Source organism: Micromonospora rhizosphaerae (assembly GCF_900091465.1).
GTDB lineage: Bacteria > Actinomycetota > Actinomycetes > Mycobacteriales > Micromonosporaceae > Micromonospora > Micromonospora rhizosphaerae.
This window is the reverse complement of sequence record NZ_FMHV01000002.1, coordinates 78435-94862: the sequence shown is the minus strand read 5'-3', so window position 1 is coordinate 94862 and position 16428 is coordinate 78435. Positions and strand designations below refer to the sequence as shown.

At 72.9% G+C, this 16428-nt stretch carries 20 protein-coding genes and 1 riboswitch; of the genes, 19 read left to right on the top strand and 1 reads right to left on the bottom strand.

Annotation, left to right across the window (positions count from 1 at the left end):
• Positions 1-89 precede the first annotated feature (89 nt).
• The 10 genes from map (at position 90) to truA (ending at position 6914) form a co-directional block, all read left to right on the top strand.
• A complete protein-coding gene (map, locus tag GA0070624_RS00495; RefSeq protein ID WP_091335625.1) occupies positions 90-941 on the top strand; it encodes a type I methionyl aminopeptidase in 852 nt (283 codons plus the stop codon).
• Positions 942-1118: 177 nt separating this feature from the next.
• A complete protein-coding gene (locus tag GA0070624_RS00490; protein ID WP_245718603.1) occupies positions 1119-1877 on the top strand; it encodes a DUF1707 SHOCT-like domain-containing protein in 759 nt (252 codons plus the stop codon).
• A gap of 280 nt (positions 1878-2157) precedes the next feature.
• A complete protein-coding gene (gene infA, locus GA0070624_RS00485; protein ID WP_007073013.1) occupies positions 2158-2379 on the top strand; it encodes a translation initiation factor IF-1 in 222 nt (73 codons plus the stop codon).
• Between the two features lie 91 nt (positions 2380-2470).
• A complete protein-coding gene (gene rpmJ / locus GA0070624_RS00480; protein ID WP_091347859.1) occupies positions 2471-2584 on the top strand; it encodes a 50S ribosomal protein L36 in 114 nt (37 codons plus the stop codon).
• A gap of 263 nt (positions 2585-2847) precedes the next feature.
• Positions 2848-3228: a 30S ribosomal protein S13 gene (gene rpsM, locus GA0070624_RS00475; protein WP_091335623.1), complete on the top strand. Its 381-nt coding sequence runs from the start codon at positions 2848-2850 to the stop codon at positions 3226-3228.
• Positions 3229-3246: 18 nt separating this feature from the next.
• Positions 3247-3654, top strand: coding sequence for a 30S ribosomal protein S11 (gene rpsK / locus GA0070624_RS00470; RefSeq protein WP_014440747.1), 408 nt, complete (start codon positions 3247-3249; stop codon positions 3652-3654).
• Between the two features lie 14 nt (positions 3655-3668).
• Entirely contained in the window at positions 3669-4295 is a 627-nt protein-coding gene (gene rpsD, locus GA0070624_RS00465; protein ID WP_091335621.1) for a 30S ribosomal protein S4, read from the top strand.
• Positions 4296-4391: 96 nt separating this feature from the next.
• Positions 4392-5414, top strand: coding sequence for a DNA-directed RNA polymerase subunit alpha (locus GA0070624_RS00460; protein WP_091335619.1), 1023 nt, complete (start codon positions 4392-4394; stop codon positions 5412-5414).
• A 34-nt stretch (positions 5415-5448) separates the two neighbouring features.
• A complete protein-coding gene (rplQ, locus tag GA0070624_RS00455) occupies positions 5449-6006 on the top strand; it encodes a 50S ribosomal protein L17 (protein WP_091335617.1) in 558 nt (185 codons plus the stop codon).
• 74 nt (positions 6007-6080) lie between these two features.
• The gene (truA, locus tag GA0070624_RS00450; RefSeq protein WP_091335615.1) at positions 6081-6914 is read left to right on the top strand and encodes a tRNA pseudouridine(38-40) synthase TruA; all 834 of its coding nucleotides are present in this window, start codon (positions 6081-6083) and stop codon (positions 6912-6914) included.
• 34 nt (positions 6915-6948) lie between these two features.
• Here truA and GA0070624_RS35470 read toward each other — a convergent pair whose 3' ends face one another.
• A complete protein-coding gene (locus tag GA0070624_RS35470) occupies positions 6949-7707 on the bottom strand; it encodes a hypothetical protein (protein WP_245718602.1) in 759 nt (252 codons plus the stop codon).
• A 541-nt stretch (positions 7708-8248) separates the two neighbouring features.
• On the opposite strand from GA0070624_RS35470, the gene GA0070624_RS00440 reads away from it, so the two are divergent.
• The 9 genes from GA0070624_RS00440 (at position 8249) to thiD (ending at position 16412) form a co-directional block, all read left to right on the top strand.
• Positions 8249-8854: a class I SAM-dependent methyltransferase gene (locus GA0070624_RS00440; protein ID WP_091347856.1), complete on the top strand. Its 606-nt coding sequence runs from the start codon at positions 8249-8251 to the stop codon at positions 8852-8854.
• A 41-nt stretch (positions 8855-8895) separates the two neighbouring features.
• Positions 8896-10575 (top strand): ABC-F family ATP-binding cassette domain-containing protein, encoded by a 1680-nt coding sequence (locus GA0070624_RS00435; RefSeq protein ID WP_091335611.1) that lies wholly within the window; start codon positions 8896-8898, stop codon positions 10573-10575.
• A gap of 158 nt (positions 10576-10733) precedes the next feature.
• Entirely contained in the window at positions 10734-11696 is a 963-nt protein-coding gene (locus tag GA0070624_RS00430; RefSeq protein ID WP_176731540.1) for an aldo/keto reductase, read from the top strand.
• Between the two features lie 336 nt (positions 11697-12032).
• Positions 12033-12141: riboswitch (TPP riboswitch) on the top strand.
• The gene (gene thiE, locus GA0070624_RS00425) at positions 12136-12762 is read left to right on the top strand and encodes a thiamine phosphate synthase (protein WP_091335603.1); all 627 of its coding nucleotides are present in this window, start codon (positions 12136-12138) and stop codon (positions 12760-12762) included. (Overlaps the previous riboswitch by 6 nt.)
• On the top strand, positions 12756-13850 hold the full coding sequence (thiO, locus tag GA0070624_RS00420) for a glycine oxidase ThiO (RefSeq protein ID WP_091335600.1): 1095 nt from the start codon (positions 12756-12758) through the stop codon (positions 13848-13850). The genes thiE and thiO overlap by 7 nt, the downstream gene beginning before the upstream one ends.
• Positions 13841-14041 (top strand): sulfur carrier protein ThiS, encoded by a 201-nt coding sequence (gene thiS, locus GA0070624_RS00415; RefSeq protein ID WP_091335596.1) that lies wholly within the window; start codon positions 13841-13843, stop codon positions 14039-14041. The genes thiO and thiS overlap by 10 nt, the downstream gene beginning before the upstream one ends.
• A 6-nt stretch (positions 14042-14047) precedes the next feature.
• Entirely contained in the window at positions 14048-14818 is a 771-nt protein-coding gene (locus GA0070624_RS00410; protein ID WP_091335595.1) for a thiazole synthase, read from the top strand.
• Between the two features lie 68 nt (positions 14819-14886).
• On the top strand, positions 14887-15627 hold the full coding sequence (locus GA0070624_RS00405) for a thiamine phosphate synthase (RefSeq protein ID WP_091347851.1): 741 nt from the start codon (positions 14887-14889) through the stop codon (positions 15625-15627).
• Positions 15624-16412 carry a bifunctional hydroxymethylpyrimidine kinase/phosphomethylpyrimidine kinase gene (gene thiD, locus GA0070624_RS00400; protein WP_091335592.1) on the top strand — a complete coding sequence of 263 codons (789 nt, stop codon included), beginning with the start codon at positions 15624-15626 and terminating at the stop codon, positions 16410-16412. The genes GA0070624_RS00405 and thiD overlap by 4 nt, the downstream gene beginning before the upstream one ends.
• Positions 16413-16428 lie beyond the last annotated feature (16 nt).

Here is a 16428-nt window from a genome sequence, read left to right as displayed (position 1 = left end):
TCCCGCCCGGGGCTCCGGCGGATAGAGTGCGAACGGCGGGGTACGTCCGACGTGCCCCGCTGTTCCGCGCAACGAAAGGTAAACCCTCTATGCGCCGTCCCCAGCTGGACGTCCAGCTGAAGACCCCCGACCAGATCGAGAAGATGCGGGCCGCCGGACTGGTGGTCGCCCGCGCGCTGCGTCGGATGCGGGAGGCGGTCGCGCCCGGGGTGAGCACGGCCGATCTGGACGCGATCGCCGAGGCGACGATCCGTGAGGCCGGCGCCACCCCGTCGTTCAAGGGCTACCACGGCTACCCGGCGTCGATCTGCTCCTCGGTCAACGAGCAGGTGGTGCACGCCATCCCGTCGTCGAGGCAGGTGCTCAACGACGGTGACCTGATCTCGATCGACTGCGGCGCGGTGCTGAACGGCTGGCACGGCGACGCGGCCATCACTGTCGGGGTCGGCGAGGTCGACCCGGCGCTGCTGAAGATGGCCGCGGTCGCCGAGGACGCGATGTGGGCCGGCATCGCGGCGGCCGCCCGGGGTGCGGCCAGCGGCAAGGGCCGGCTCACGGACATCTCGCACGCGGTGGAGAACGCCGTCCGCAAGGGCGGCCGGTACGGCATCGTCGACGGCTACGGCGGGCACGGCATCGGCACCGAGATGCACCAGGACCCGCACGTGCTCAACCACGGACGGCCGGGCAAGGGCCCGCGGCTGGTGCCGGGGCTGGCGCTGGCCATCGAGCCGATGATCACCATGGGCTCGCCCCGCACCGTCGAGCTGGCCGACGGCTGGACCGTGGTCACGCGGGACCGGTCGATGGCGGTGCACGTGGAGCACACGATGGCGCTGCTCGACGACGGCGTCTGGGTGCTCACCGCCGAGGACGGCGGCCGGGCCCGGCTCGGCGGCCTGGTCACCTCCCGCCAGCCGGCGGAGTCTCCGGCTGTCTGACCGGCGGGGCGGACCGACTCCCAGCGTCACCCGGCTCGCGCGGCTCGCGGCTGGCGACGAAGTGGTCACCGGGGACCAAATTCGGGCGTCGCCCACATCACGGAAGAGATCGCCCGGCCGTCGACGGGCATACGCGGGGGCGGCGGCGGGTGGCGCCGCGGTGACATGCTTGCCCTCATGGAGGGGCGGGGCCACCTGCGGGCGGCGGACACCGATCGGGCGGCCACGGCTGAACGGCTCCGGGTGGCCGTGGAGGAGGGCCGGCTCGACCTGTACGAGTACGACGAGCGGCTGCAACGGGCGTACGGCGCGAAGACCTACGCGGAACTGGACGAGGTGCTGGCCGATCTGCCCGGGCCGACGCCGACGGAGCAGGTGGCCCTGGCCCGCCTGACCACCGGGCAGTCGCGCCCGGCCGGGGCAGCGGCAGAGGCTGTGGACCACTCGGGGACGGTAGCGGTGGCCGGGCGGGCGAGGGCCGTAGCGGTGACCGGACCCGTGGGCCGATGGTTGGCCCAGCTCTGGCTCCCATATCTGCGGGTGGTCGGGATCCTGACCGCGATCTGGATCTTCTCCTCGATAGGGGCGCGCGAGGCCGTCTTCTACTGGCCCCTCTGGGTGGCCGGTCCGTGGGGCGTGGTGCTGCTGTTCCGGACGGTCGGCGGGCTGAGCGCCGGCGAGCCCCGGCGCGTGGCCGAGCGGGAGCGGCGCCGGCGGCGGAAGCGGAAGCGCCGGGGGAGGGAACGGGAGGGCGGTGCCGGCGGGGGAGACCTCGGCCGGAAGCGCCGACGAGGAGAGGTTGGCCGCAAACCGGATGGCGAGGACCAACCCGATGGATTGGGATCTACCGTCCGGAAGTCTGACCAGTCCGCACCGACGCGTGAACCGCCGCCGGGCCCGGACGGATTCGCCGGGCGCGGCCCCAACGAGGGTTGACCTCCGCCGCGTCCTGGATGCCTCATTCCGGCGGCGCCTGGCCCGGACTGGTCTCGGGCGTCTTGTCCGGATCGCGCTGAGGTGGGTGGTCAGTTTGGCGACGGCGCGCAGGCGGGCGTACACTTTCTGATCGGCGCACAGCGTCCACTCCGGCATGCCCACCCAGCGCTTCGGTGGGAGTCGGAGCCGCGGCTGGCGCGGGTTCTCTGATCTTGGTCGGTTTACCCGTGTAAGACGTTGTGGGCCGTCCGGAGCAACCGACGTCAGGACAGCGGAGGACATGCCGAAAAAAGACGGAGCCATCGAGATCGAAGGTCGGGTCATCGAGCCCCTGCCGAACGCCATGTTCCGGGTGGAGCTCGCGAACGGCCACAAGGTGCTGGCTCACATCAGCGGCAAGATGCGGCAGCACTACATCCGCATCCTGCCGGAGGACCGGGTCGTCGTCGAACTCTCGCCGTACGACCTGACCCGCGGGCGCATCGTCTACCGCTACAAGTAAGCCTGACGACGGCCGGGACGTCCCCGTGTCCGTCTTCGACGTCCGGAGTCGCGCCCTCGCGTCTCCGGGCCAGATGGGAAGTAAGGCAACCGTGAAGGTCAAGCCGAGCGTCAAGAGGATCTGCAACAACTGCCGGGTGATCCGCCGGCACGGCCGGGTCATGGTCATCTGCACCGACCCGCGCCACAAGCAGCGCCAGGGCTGAACCAGTCCCACCGGTCGTGACACGGCCGGTCGGATCGGTCCGGGCCGCAGATCCAGACAACACATCATCAGCTCGTCCCAGCCGCGAGCGGTACGCAGCGCGTACCCCCCTCGTGGTTGACCCCCGGTCGGAGGCCGGGGCCCGCTCGGGCAGCGACCGATCCCGGTCGCCGGCGCTGATCGCGCCGGAAGGACGGGACGGCCGGTAGCGGGGTGGGACGGGTCCACACCTCCGCGACAACATCACGAGGAGTACGCCCGCACATGGCACGTCTAGTCGGCGTGGACCTCCCCCGCGACAAGCGGATGGAGATCGCGCTCACCTACATCTTCGGGGTCGGCCGTACCCGCGCCCTGGAGACGCTCGCCGCCACCGGCATCTCGCCGGAGAAGCGCGCTCGGGACCTCACGGACGAGGAGCTGGTCCAGCTCCGCGACCACATCGAGGCCAACTACAAGGTTGAAGGTGACCTGCGCCGCGAGGTCGCCGCTGACATCCGCCGCAAGGTCGAGATCGGCTGCTACGCGGGCATCCGGCACCGCCGGGGCCTGCCCGTCCGTGGCCAGCGGACCCGGACCAACGCGCGGACCCGGAAGGGCCCGAAGCGGACCGTCGCCGGCAAGAAGAAGCCCGGCAGGAAGTAATAGGAGCGCAAGAGACTTATGCCACCGAAGGCTCGTGCCGGAGCCGCCGTCAAGAAGGTCCGGCGCAAGGAACGCAAGAACGTCGCCCACGGGCAGGCGCACATCAAGAGCACCTTCAACAACACCATCGTGTCCATCACGGACCCGACTGGTGCGGTCATCTCCTGGGCCTCCTCGGGCCAGGTGGGCTTCAAGGGCTCGCGCAAGTCGACCCCGTTCGCCGCGCAGCTGGCCGCCGAGGCCGCCGCGCGTCGGGCGATGGAGCACGGCATGCGCAAGGTCGACGTGTTCGTCAAGGGCCCCGGCTCCGGCCGGGAGACCGCCATCCGCTCGCTGCAGGCCGCCGGGCTGGAGGTCGGTCAGATCTCCGACGTCACCCCGCAGCCGCACAACGGATGCCGTCCGCCGAAGCGTCGCCGGGTCTGAGAGGTTAGAGAGAGATGGCTCGTTACACCGGTGCTGACTGCCGCCGTTGCCGGCGGGAGAAGATGAAGCTGTTCCTCAAGGGCAGCAAGTGCGATGGCCCGAAGTGCCCGTTCGAGTCCCGGCCGTTCCCGCCCGGGCAGCACGGCCGCGGCCGCACCAAGGAGACGGAGTACCTGCTCCAGCTCCGTGAGAAGCAGAAGGCCCGCCGCGTCTACGGCGTGCTGGAGAAGCAGTTCCGCGGTTACTACGAGGAGGCCGTGGCCAAGCAGGCCAAGACCGGTGAGGTCCTCCTGCAGATCCTCGAGTCGCGGCTGGACAACGTGGTCTACCGGGCCGGCTACGCCAAGTCCCGGGACATGGCCCGTCAGCTGGTCAAGCACGGTCACTTCACGGTGAACGGCAAGAAGGTCGACATCCCGTCGGCCCGCGTCAAGGAGCACGACATCATCGAGGTCCGCCCCAAGAGCCGGGAGCTGACCCCGTTCCTCGTCGCGCAGGCCGAGGCCGGCTCTCGGGCCGTTCCGGCGTGGCTGGAGGCGATCCCCAGCCAGATGAAGATCCTGGTGCACTCGCTCCCGGCCCGGCAGGTGATCGACACCCAGGTCCAGGAGCAGCTGATCGTCGAGCTCTACTCCAAGTAAGGGCTCGTTGCGGTGGCCCGCCCCTCCGGGCGGGCCACCGGAACAGTTTGTGTCGTGGGCGTCATATGGCGGGCGTCCCGGAAGAGAAGAGAAGACATGCTCATCAGCCAGCGACCGACCCTCTCCGAGGAGTCGATCAACGACACCCGCTCCCGGTTCACCATCGAGCCGCTGGAGCCGGGCTTCGGCTACACCCTGGGCAACTCGCTGCGGCGTACGCTGCTGTCGTCGATCCCGGGTGCGGCCGTCACCTCGATCAAGATCGACGGCGTGTTGCACGAGTTCACCACGATCCCCGGTGTCAAGGAGGACGTGGTCGAGCTCGTCATGAACATCAAGGAGCTCTGCGTCAGCTCCGAGCACGACGAGCCGGTCAGCATGTACCTGCGCAAGCAGGGCCCCGGCGACGTGACCGCCGGTGACATCCAGCCCCCGGCCGGTGTCTCGGTGCACAACCCGGACCTGAAGCTCGCCACCCTGAACGGCAAGGGCCGGCTCGACATGGAGCTGACCGTCGAGCGGGGTCGTGGCTACGTCACGGCGGCGCAGAACAAGCAGGCGGGCGCCGAGATCGGCCGGATCCCGGTCGACTCGATCTACTCGCCGGTGCTCAAGGTGACGTACCGCGTCGAGGCGACCCGGGTCGAGCAGCGGACCGACTTCGACCGGCTGATCATCGACGTCGAGACCAAGCCGTCGATGGGCCCGCGTACCGCCCTGGCCTCGGCCGGGTCGACGCTGGTGGAGCTCTTCGGGCTGGCCCGGGAGCTGGACGAGACCGCCGAGGGCATCGACATCGGGCCCTCCCCGCAGGACGCCCAGCTGGCGGCGGACCTGGCCCTGCCGATCGAGGAGCTGGACCTGACCGTCCGCTCCTACAACTGCCTCAAGCGCGAGGGCATCAACAGCGTTGGTGAGCTCATCGGGCGTACCGAGGCCGACCTCCTCGACATCCGGAACTTCGGTCAGAAGTCGATCGACGAGGTCAAGATGAAGCTCGCCGGGATGGGTCTGGGGCTGAAGGACTCGGCCCCGAACTTCGACCCGGCGCACGTCGTGGACGCCTTCGGCGAGGCCGACTACGACACCGAAGACTACCGCGAGACCGAGCAGCTCTAAGTCCGGCTGCCGCCACATCTGAGGAGCACCAAGCATGCCCACGCCCACCAAGGGCCCCCGCCTCGGCGGCAGCCCCGCGCACGAGCGGCTGATGTTGGCCAACCTGGCCAGCGCGCTGTTCCAGCACGGCAAGATCCAGACCACCGAGACGAAGGCCCGGCGGCTGCGTCCGCTGGCCGAGCAGCTCATCACCAAGGCCAAGCGCGGCGACCTCGCGTCGCGCCGCCGGGTGCTGAGCGTCGTCAAGGACAAGGACGTGGTCTACGCCCTGTTCGAGCAGATCGCGCCCCGGTACGCCAACCGCAACGGTGGCTACACCCGGATCGTGAAGACCGGTCCGCGCAAGGGTGACGCCGCACCGATGGCGATCATCGAGCTGGTGGAGGAGCTTCAGGTCGCCGAGCCGAAGGCGCCCCGGAAGGCCGCCGCCCGCAAGGCCGCGCAGCAGGACAAGCTCGAGGCGCTGGCCCCGGCCGAGGAGACCCCGGCGTCGGCCCCGGCCGACCAGGACTCCGAGCCGCCGATCTCGGCCGCCGGCGACACCGCCCAGGCGCGCGAGGACGACGACGAGGTCAACGAGAACAAGGCCTGAGCAGAGGCAGCATCGTCGGGCCCGGCATCCCTTCCTGGGGTGCCGGGCCCGACGCCGTGAACGGGAGGTACGAGGTGGACGAGCGGATCCGGCTGCGGCTGGACGTCTCGTACGACGGCACCGGTTTCTCCGGCTGGGCCGCCCAGCCGACCCGGCGCACCGTCGCCGGGGTGCTCACCCAGACGCTGGACCTGGTCCTCGGGGTCGGCACGGCGACCGGGCTGACCGTGGCCGGCCGGACCGACGCCGGCGTACACGCAACCGGTCAGGTCTGCCACCTCGACCTGCCCACCGCCGCCTGGCGGGAGCACGAAGGTCGCCTGCTGCGCCGGCTGGCCCGGCTGCTCCCCACCGACGTGCGGGTACGCGCGATCACCGAGGTCCCGGCCGATTTCGACGCCCGCTTCTCGGCGACCTTCCGCCGCTACCAGTACCGGGTGACCGACGCCCCTTGGGGAGCCGAGCCGCTGCGCCGGCACGACACGCTGGCCTGGCCGAAGCCGCTGGACCTGGACGCGCTGAACGCCGCCGCGGCCGGCCTGGTGGGGGAGCACGACTTCGCCGCGTACTGCCGGCGCAAGGAGAACGCCACCACGTTGCGCGAGGTGACCCGGCTGGACTGGCGGCGGGACCCGGACGGGATCCTGGTTGCCACCGTGCAGGCGGACGCGTTCTGCCAGGCGATGGTCCGCAGCCTGGTCGGTGCGATGCTGGTGGCCGGGGACGGCCGCCGACCGGTCCAATGGCCGGCGGGCCTGCTCACCCGGCGGGAGCGGTCCAGCGAGGTGACCGTGGCACCGGCGCACGGGCTGACCCTGGTGGCGGTGGGCTACCCGGACGACCCGGCCGAGTACGCCCGCCGGGCCGACCTGACCCGCCGGCTCCGGGTGCCGGTCGCCGAGGGCTGACGGCGACCCGGAATCCGGGACGGGTCAGGGGCGGCTACTGGCCGGCGTTACCGCCGGCGCCGCGGGTGCCCGGCTGGGTGCCGATGACGTCCGTCGGGCCGGCCGTCGGTTGGCTGGCCACGCCGACGGTCGCCCGCTGCTCCAGCACCCTGCGGTTGAGGTACAGCTCGATCATGTCGTGCAGGATGTCGCGCACCTTCTCGTCGTTGGCGTTGATCTGTGCCCCGTCGGACCGGGTCACCAGGCAGTAGGCGAGGTAGTGGCCGCGTACCTGCCAGCCGACCTGGGCGGCGGCCTTCGCCACGACCTCGGCGTCGGCACCGGTCGCCATGCCGACGAGGCGGCCCTGCCGCTCGTCGAGTATCTGCCGGATCCGGTCCCGCGCCCGCTGGGCGCTGGCGACGTCGGTCAGGTTGAACAGCCCGGCGGTCAGCAGGTGGTCGCCGTCGGGGGAGCGGAGGGTGGCCCGGACCACCTGGTTGCAGCCGAGGAGGACCAGCAGGTCGGCGATCTCACCGGTGGCGGCGACGGCACAGCTCCCGCTGGCGTGCGTGCTGAGCACCTGGTAGGCCGGCTGGCCGTCGGTGATCACCAGGTCCTTGCCGGGGAAGACCTCCTTGACGGTCAGCGCCAGTTGATCGGTGTCCCGGGAGTCGAGGTCTTGCCCGGCGGCCTGCTGTTGGGCCGTCGGCGCGCCGGCCTGCGAAGCGCTGGGCCGGTCCTGGAGCAGTGCGGCGGCGGCCAGCCCGCAGAGTGCGAGCAGCACCAGCACGGCGGCACCGCCGATCAGCACGTGCCAGGCCCGCCCGCCACGGGTCCGATCGTCGGGACCGGACGGGGGCAGGTCCGCCGGCGGCGTCGTGTCGTGAGCCTCGGCGGGGGGTGTCGGCTCGGGGACACCGGGTGCCGAGGTGCGCGCGCCGGCCGCAGACCCGGGCTGCGGCACCGGGGCGGTGGCCGGGGCCGGACTCGGGTCGACCGCCGGTGAGGTCGGTTCCGGACTCGGGTCAACCGGCGGTCGGGGCTGGCTTGGGGCCGGGCGGACCGGCGGTCGGGTGGCCCAGACCGGCGGGGGCAGCGACGGGGTGGGGAAGCGGGACGGCGAGGGACCCGCGGGCGCAGGCGCACCGGCGAGCACCGAACGGTCAGACCCAGGCTCCGGGTACTTCAGGAATGCGTCCTCATCGGACTCGTACCGATACACCATGTGTCCCACAGTAGGAGCGATTGTCCCTTTAGTGGGTAATACCGGAGAATTCCGGCGAGAACGGCCTGGGGCCCTGTCGGTCCTACCGTCGATCGCCCGCCGATCGGCCGGTGCGACAATGCGGGACGTGACCGGCGACCATTACTTCACCGCGGAACCCACGACCGCCGCCCACCCGCGCGAGGTCCAGTTCTCCGTCGCCGGACGCGACTTCACCCTCGCGTCGGCCAGCGGCGTCTTCTCGGCCGACCGCCTCGACCCCGGCACCACCGTGCTGCTGCGCAAGGCGGAACTGCCGGCGGCGGACACCACCGGTCCGCTGCTCGACCTGGGGTGCGGCTTCGGGCCGATCACCTGCGTGCTGGCCACCAGCGCGCCGCCGGCCACCGTCTGGGCGGTCGACGTCAACGAGCGCGCCCGGCAGCTCACCGCCATGAACGCCGAGCGGGTCGGCGCCGCCGACCGGGTCCGGGTCGTCGCCCCGGACGAGGTACCGACGGACGTCTCGTTCACCCAGCTCTGGTCCAACCCGCCGATCCGGATCGGCAAGGACGAGCTGCACGACCTGCTGCGCCGCTGGCTGCCCCGGCTCGCCCCGGACGGGGTCGCCTGGCTGGTCGTCGCCCGGCACCTCGGCGGCGACTCGCTGCACCGCTGGCTCGTCGAGCAGGGCTGGCAGGTCGACCGGCACGCCAGCCAGAAGGGCTACCGGGTGCTGCGGGTCACCCGGTAATTGAATGTCGCTCGCCCCTGCCGCTCCGGCAGGATGCCGACGTGGGATACGTGGACGTGGCGGCGGTCGGGCACATCCTGCCGGACGGCCGGGAGCTCTTCTCCGACGTGTCGTTCCGGGTCGGTGAGGGCGCCAAGGTCGCCCTGGTCGGGCCGAACGGCGCCGGCAAGACCACGCTGCTCCGGATGGTCGCCGGAGATCTGCCGGTGAAGGCCGGCGTCGTCTCCCGCTCCGGTGGTCTCGGCGTGATGCGGCAGTTCATCGGCATGATCGGGGACGACTCCACGCTCGCCGACCTCGCACTGTCGCTCGCCCCGCCGGCGCTGCGCGACGCCGGCCGCCGGCTCGCCGCAACCGAGGCGGCCATGCGCGAGGCCGAGGTGCGCGGCAAGTACAGCACCGCCGCCGGCAAGGCCCAGCTGGCGTACGCGGACGCGCTCGCGGCCTGGGGCGAGGGCGGCGGGTACGACGCCGAGGTGCTCTTCGACACCGTCGCCACCATCGTGCTCGACCTGCCCTGGGACGCCGCCCGGGACCGTCCGGTGCGGACACTGTCGGGCGGGCAGCAGAAGCGTTTCGCCCTCGAACTGCTGCTCCGCGGCACCGACGAGGTGCTGCTCCTCGACGAGCCGGACAACTTCCTCGACGTGCCCGGCAAGCGCTGGCTGGAGGCGCGGCTGCGCGAGTCCGGCAAGTCGGTGCTCTACGTCTCGCACGACCGGGAGCTGCTGGCGCAGACCGCCGACCGGGTGGTCGCGGTGGAGGGCGGCAGCGCCTGGGTGCACCCCGGCGGCTTCGCCAGCTGGCACGAGGCGCGGGTGGCCCGGCACGACCGCCTCGACGAGCTGCGCAAGCGCTGGGACGAGGAGCACGAGAAGCTGCGCGAGCTGATGCTGATGTACAAGCAGAAGGCCGCGTACAACTCGGGGATGGCCTCGCGGTACCAGGCCGCGCAGACCCGGTTGCGCAAGTTCGAGGAGGCCGGGCCGCCGCCCGTACCCCCGAAGGATCAGGACATCCGGATGCGCCTGACCGGCGGGCGGACCGGCAAGCGCGCGGTGATCGCCGAGCAGCTCGAGCTCGACGGTCTGACCTACCCCTTCGACCTGGAGATCTGGTACGGCGACCGGGTCGCCGTGCTCGGTGCGAACGGGACCGGCAAGTCGCACTTCCTGCGGCTGCTGGCGCGGGGCGGCAGCGATCCGGACCCGGCCAACACCCCGGTCGACGGCGCGGCCGGGCTGGCGCGGGTGGCCCACGACGGCGTGGTCCGACTCGGTGCCCGGGTGCGGCCCGGGCACTTCTCGCAGACCCACGACCGGCCCGAGCTGATGGCGAAGACCCTGGTCGATATCCTCTGGCGGGGCGACGAACACCGGGCCGGGATGGACCGGCACGCGGCGATGGCCGCGCTCGGCCGGTACGAGCTGGCCGGACAGGGCGACCAGCGGTTCGGCACCCTCTCCGGTGGCCAGCAGGCCCGGTTCCTCGTCCTGCTGCTGGAGCTGTCCGGGGCGACTCTGCTGCTGCTCGACGAGCCCACCGACAACCTCGACCTGGCTTCCGCCGAGGCGCTGGAGGCGGGGCTGGCCGCGTTCGAGGGGACGGTGATCGCGGTGACCCACGACCGATGGTTCACCCGCTCCTTCGACCGGTTCGTGCTGTTCCGCGGCGACGGTGAGGTGCTGGAGACCCCGGAGCCGGTCTGGAACGTGAAGTGATCACGACGGGTGGGGCGGCTCTGCAGTCTTCGTGGGGCGGTGCGGCGACCGGCGGTGGAACGGGCGCGCGGACGCTGTGGACCTGATGTCGTGGATGAATCACCCGCCCGATCCCGGGTCCTCCGCCGGTCGCACCCGTGAGTCGGCGCGGGCATAGGGTGGATCTCGTGACTGAGATGACCTACCGGCGGCTGGGCGACTCCGGGCTCGTGGTGTCCGTGGTCGGCGTCGGCTGCAACAACTTCGGCCGCAAGCTCGACCTCGACGGCACCCGGGCGGTGGTGGACGCGGCGCTCGACGTCGGGATCAACTTCTTCGACACCGCCGACATCTACGGCGAGCCGCAGGGCAGCTCCGAGGAGCTGCTCGGTCAGGCGCTCAAGGGGCTCCGGGACGACGTGGTGGTGGCCACCAAGTTCGGCATGGACATGCACGGCCTCAACGGGCCGGACTTCGGCGCCCGGGGCGCCCGCCGCTACATCGCCCGCGCCGTGGAGGCGTCGCTGCGCCGGCTCGGCACCGACCACATTGACCTGTACCAGATGCACGAGCCCGACCCGGGCACCCCGATCGATGAGACCCTCGCCGCGCTGGACGACCTGGTCCGCGCCGGGAAGGTGCGCTACCTCGGGAACTCCAACTTCGCCGGCTGGCAGATCGCCGACGCCGACTGGACCGCCTCGTCGCAGGGTCGGACCCGCTTCATCTCCGCGCAGAACCACTACAGCCTGCTGGAACGGTCGGTCGAGGCCGAGGTCATTCCCGCCTGCGAGCGGTTCGGCCTCGGCATGCTGCCGTTCTTCCCGCTCGCCAACGGCCTGCTCACCGGCAAGTACAAGCGCAAGGAGGCACCGCCCGCCGGCAGTCGGCTCTCCGGCGGCGGCCGGTACGCGCAGCGCCTGGCCGCCGCGGACTGGGACACCATCGAGGCGATCGAGGCGTACGCGGCCGGTCGGGCGCTCACCATGCTCCAGGTGGCCATCGGTGGGCTGGCCGCCCGGCCGGCGGTGACTTCGGTGATCGCCGGCGCCACCACGCCGGAGCAGGTGCGGGCGAACGCCGCCGCCGGCACCTGGCAGCCCAGCGACGAGGACCTCGAAGCCCTCGACGCCATCCTCTGACGCCGAAAGCTCCGCCCGCTGCCCCGGCACCGTGTTGACGGCGCCGGGGCAGCGGCGTATCGGCTGGCGGCGGTGCTCCCGCCGGCGCGCCATCGAGGTCAAACACCCCCGTCGCCGCGACAGCATCGCCCAGGTGAGCAACCCCTGCGCGACGGCGGCTGCTCCGGAACGGCAGAAACGACAACCGTCGAGGCGCGCGCGGGGCCGAGGGCATTCGGACAGCATGGCGTGAGGGGGCGGTCACTCGCTGCCCCGGTCATCGCGTTCGGACGGTCTGTGGGAAAAGCCGTTGCCCGCCCTTGGCGGATCCGGGCCGACGTCGTACGGTAGGCCCGCAAGTGACCCACGGGAGCCCGGTACACCGGGCTGAGAGGGGGGCTGGAAGCCCCCGACCGTCGAACCTGATCCGGGTAATGCCGGCGCAGGGAGGAGTGTTGCCGTGCCGTCCCTGGGACGACTGCATCTGATCACCGACACCCGGCCGGGGCGAGACCCGCTCGCCGTGCTGCGCGCCGCCCTCCCGGTGGCCCGCGCCGAACTGGTCGTCCAGGTCCGGGTGGAGGACGACGCCACCGACCGCCAGGCGTACGACCTGGCCCGACGGGTGGTCGCGCTCTGCGCGCCCTACCGGGCGACCTGCCTGGTCAACGACCGGCTGCACGTGGCGCTCGCGGTCGGCGCCGCCGGCGGCCACGTCGGCGCGGACGACCTGCCGGTCGGGGCGGCCCGTCGGGTGCTCGGCTCCACCGCCGTGCTCGGCGCCACCGCCCGGGAACCGCTCGCCGCCGCCGAGGCGGCCGCCGCCGGGGCCAGCTACCTGGGCGTCGGCCCGTGCCACGCCACCAGCACCAAGCGCGGGTTGCCGGCCCCGGTCGGCCCCGACGGGGTCCGCGCGGTCGCCGACTCCGTGGCCGTGCCGGTGATCGCGATCGGCGGGGTCACCGCCGCGTCGGTGCCGACGTTGCGCGCCGCCGGGGCGTACGGGGTGGCGGTGGTCGGGGCGCTCTCCGGCGCCGTCGATCCCGGGCGCGCGACGGCGGAGCTGCTCGGGGCGCTGACGTGCTGACCCGACCGGACGTCGCGGTGGTGGGGGCGGGACCGGTCGGGCTGGCGATCGCCTGGCGCTGCGCGGCGCGCGGACTGCGGGTGGTCGTGCACGATCCGGCCCCCGGTTCCGGTGCGTCGCACGTCGCCGCCGGGATGCTCTCGCCGGTCGCCGAGGCGTACTTCGGGGAGCACGAACTGACCGCGCTGCTCGCCGACTCCGCCGCCCGCTGGCCGGCGTTCGCCGCCGAGCTGGCCGAGGCCGCGGGCGTCGGGTTCGGACACCGCACCGAGGGCACGCTGGTGGTCGGGCTGACCGGGGACGATCTGGCCGAGGCGCGGCGGCTGTGGTCGTACCAGCGGGGTTTGGGACTGCCGATCACGCCGCTGCGCCCGTCGAAGCTGCGGGACCGCGAGCCGGCGCTGGCGCCGCGGGTGCGCGGCGGCGCGGTCGCGGCGGGCGACCACCAGGTCGACCCGCGGCGGCTCGTCGCCGCGCTGCGCGTTGCCGCCGAGCGGGCCGGCGCGACGCTGGTGCCCGACGCGGTGGCCCGGCTCTCCGATTTGGACGCCGGGGTCACCGTGGTGGCGGCCGGCTGCGGGGCCGCGGCGCTGACCGGGCTGCCGGTCCGGCCGGTGAAGGGGCAGGTGCTCCGGCTCCGCGCGCCCGGTCGCGGCGCGCCGGGCTTCCGGCACGTGATCCGGGGGTACGCCGACGGCGAGTCGGTCTACCTGGTGCCCCGGGACACCGGCGAGGTGGTGGTCGGGGCGACGGTCGAGGAGCGCGCGGACACCGAGGTGACCGCCGGGGCGGTGCTGCGGCTGCTCCGCGCCGCCGTCGACCTGGTCCCCGAGCTGGCCGAGTACGACCTGGTCGAGGCGTCCGCCGGGCTGCGCCCCGGTACGCCGGACAACGCGCCGATCCTCGGGCCGCTGCCCGGGCGCCCCGGCGTCCTCGCGGCCACCGGCCACCATCGGCACGGCATCGTGCTCACCCCGGTCACCGCCGACCTGATCGCCCAGCTGATCGTCACCGGCGAGGCGGACCCGCTCCTCGCCCCCTTCACCCCCGACCGATTCGTAGCCGAGGAGGAGCGTACGTGGAATTGACCGTGAACGGCGCCCGGCGGATCCTGCCCGGCGGCTCGACGGTGGCGGACCTGGTCCGTGCGGTCACCGACCAGCAGCGCGGCCTCGCGGTCGCGGTGAACGGCGAGGTGGTGCCGCGCGGCGGCTGGCCGGCGTCGGCACTGCGCGACGGCGACCGGGTCGAGGTGCTCAGCGCCGCCCAGGGCGGGTGAGGCGGGATGTCGTTCGAACTGGGCGGCGAGACGTTCGGATCGCGGCTGATCCTCGGCACCGGCGGCGCGGCCAACCTGCACGTGCTGGAGCAGGCGATCCGGGCCTCCGGTACGGAGCTCGTCACCGTGGCGCTGCGCCGGGTGGACACCGCGCCCGGGACCGCCGGTGCGCTGCTCGACCTGCTGGACCGGTGCGGGGTGAAGCTGCTGCCGAACACCGCCGGCTGCTACACCGCGGGCGAGGCGGTGAAGGTGGCCCACCTGGCCCGGGAGGCGTTCGACACCGACCGGGTGAAGCTGGAGGTGATCGGCGACGAGCGGACGCTGCTGCCCGACGGAGTGGAGCTGTTGCGCGCCGCCGAGGAGCTGGTCGGCGACGGATTCGTCGTGCTGCCGTACACCTCGGACGACCCGATCCTGGCCCGCCGGCTGGCCGACGTGGGCTGTGCGGCGGTGATGCCGGCCGGCGCGCCGATCGGCTCCGGGCTGGGCGTGAGCAACCCACACCACATCCGGCTGATCCGGCAGAGCGTGGACGTGCCGGTGATCCTGGACGCCGGCATCGGCACCGCGTCCGACGCGGCGCTCGCCATGGAGCTGGGCTGCGACGCGGTGCTGCTGGCCAGCGCGGTGACCCGGGCCGCCGATCCGGTGGCGATGGCCACCGCGATGCGGTACGCCGTCGAGGCGGGCCGGTTGGCCGCCGGCGCTGGACGGATCGCCCGTCGCTTCCACGCCCTCCCCTCAACTCCCGACGAGGGAAGGCCCGACCTGTGACGCGCGCGGTGGCCGGTGTGGCTGTCAGCGATGCCGGTACGCCCCTGGCGGGTCCGCCACCTGCCAAGATCGCGCCTGCGCCGTCCGGGCTCCTGGTGCTCACCGACCGACGGCAGGCGCGGCGGCCGTTGCCGGAGGTGGTCGCCGCGACAGTCGACGGGGGAGTGCGCTGGGTGGTGCTGCGGGAGAAGGACCTGCCGCGCGCCGAACGGGCCGCCCTCGCCGCCGAGCTGCGCCCGGTCCTCGCCGAGGCGGGCGGCACCCTGATCGTCGCCGGCCCCGACCCCCTCGACGGCGACGCCGTCCACCTGCCCGCCGCCGGCCCGTACCCACCGCCGAGCTACGGCCTGGTCGGCCGCTCCTGCCACGACCACTCCGAACTCGCGCGACTCACCACAGAGGACTACGCCACCCTCTCGCCCGTCTATCCAACGAGGACGAAGCCCGGCTACGGCCCACCCCTGCACCCCGAGGGACTCCGCGAGCTGATCCAGGCCAGCCCCGTGCCGATCCTCGCCCTAGGCGGAGTGGAGACCCCGGACCAGGTGCACGCCTGCATCGAGGCGGGAGCGGTGGGAGTGGCAGTGCTCGGCGCGGTGATGCGAGCGGAAGACCCGACCGAGGCAGCCACCAGGCTGACCGCCCCCTTCGAGGTGCCGCGAAGCCGGCGCGGACGCACGGCGGTCTCCGGTACGGGGCTGCGGCCGACCGTGACCACGGAGGAATCAAGCCTGACCGCCCGGAGTGGGCGCGGTCGGCCGCAGCCCTCAAGCGCAACCACCGACGAACCGCGAGGCACGGAAGAGTGACCCCCACGACAGTGCTCACCATCGCCGGATCGGACTCCGGCGGGGGAGCCGGCATCCAGGCCGACCTCAAGGTCTTCGCCGCCCTCGGCGTCTACGGGACCAGCGTCATCACGGCCGTCACCGCGCAGAACACCAGAGGCGTGGACGCCGTCCTGCCGCTGCCACCCCGGACGGTCACCGAGCAACTGGACAGCGTCCTCGGCGACTTCGGCGTACGCGCGGTGAAGACCGGCATGCTCGGCACCCCGGCGGTGGCCGACGCGGTGGCCGAGGCGGCGAAGGCGGGCCGGCTGCCGCATCTCGTCGTCGACCCGGTGCTGGTCGCCACCAGTGGGCACCGGCTCGGCGTGGTGGGGGCGGTGGAGCGGCTGCTGCCGTACGCGGAGGTGGCGACGCCGAACTGCGCGGAGGCCGCGGCCCTAACGGGACGCCCGGTGACCACGGTCGAGGAGATGGTGGCCGCCGCCGAGGCCCTCGCGGCCGGCGGCCCGCGGCACGTCGTGGTGACCGGCGGCGACGTGCGCGCGGGCGGTGAGTCGGTCGACGTGCTGCACGGCGCCGGGCGGAGCACGCTGCTGCGTGCGCCCCGGGTGACCACCCGGCACAACCACGGCACCGGCTGCTCGTTCTCGGCGGCGGTCGCCGTCCGGCTGGCGCTGGGCGATCCGGTGCCGGTCGCGGTCGCCGCCGCCAAGGAGTACGTCACCCGCGCGCTGACCGGCGCGCGGCACTGGGAGCTGGGGGCGGGACGCGGCCCGCTGGACCACTTCGGCTGGTCCTGTTGATTACCAAGGGAGGCTG

What these genes read in the sequence shown, in the direction of transcription:
- map (WP_091335625.1), top strand. Translation starts at nt 90, where the DNA reads ATGCGCCGTCCCCAGCTGGACGTCCAGCTGAAGACCCCCGACCAGATC.
- GA0070624_RS00490 (WP_245718603.1), top strand. Translation starts at nt 1,119, where the DNA reads ATGGAGGGGCGGGGCCACCTGCGGGCGGCGGACACCGATCGGGCGGCC.
- infA (WP_007073013.1), top strand. Translation starts at nt 2,158, where the DNA reads ATGCCGAAAAAAGACGGAGCCATCGAGATCGAAGGTCGGGTCATCGAG.
- rpsM (WP_091335623.1), top strand. Translation starts at nt 2,848, where the DNA reads ATGGCACGTCTAGTCGGCGTGGACCTCCCCCGCGACAAGCGGATGGAG.
- rpsK (WP_014440747.1), top strand. Translation starts at nt 3,247, where the DNA reads ATGCCACCGAAGGCTCGTGCCGGAGCCGCCGTCAAGAAGGTCCGGCGC.
- rpsD (WP_091335621.1), top strand. Translation starts at nt 3,669, where the DNA reads ATGGCTCGTTACACCGGTGCTGACTGCCGCCGTTGCCGGCGGGAGAAG.
- GA0070624_RS00460 (WP_091335619.1), top strand. Translation starts at nt 4,392, where the DNA reads ATGCTCATCAGCCAGCGACCGACCCTCTCCGAGGAGTCGATCAACGAC.
- rplQ (WP_091335617.1), top strand. Translation starts at nt 5,449, where the DNA reads ATGCCCACGCCCACCAAGGGCCCCCGCCTCGGCGGCAGCCCCGCGCAC.
- GA0070624_RS00410 (WP_091335595.1), top strand. Translation starts at nt 14,048, where the DNA reads ATGTCGTTCGAACTGGGCGGCGAGACGTTCGGATCGCGGCTGATCCTC.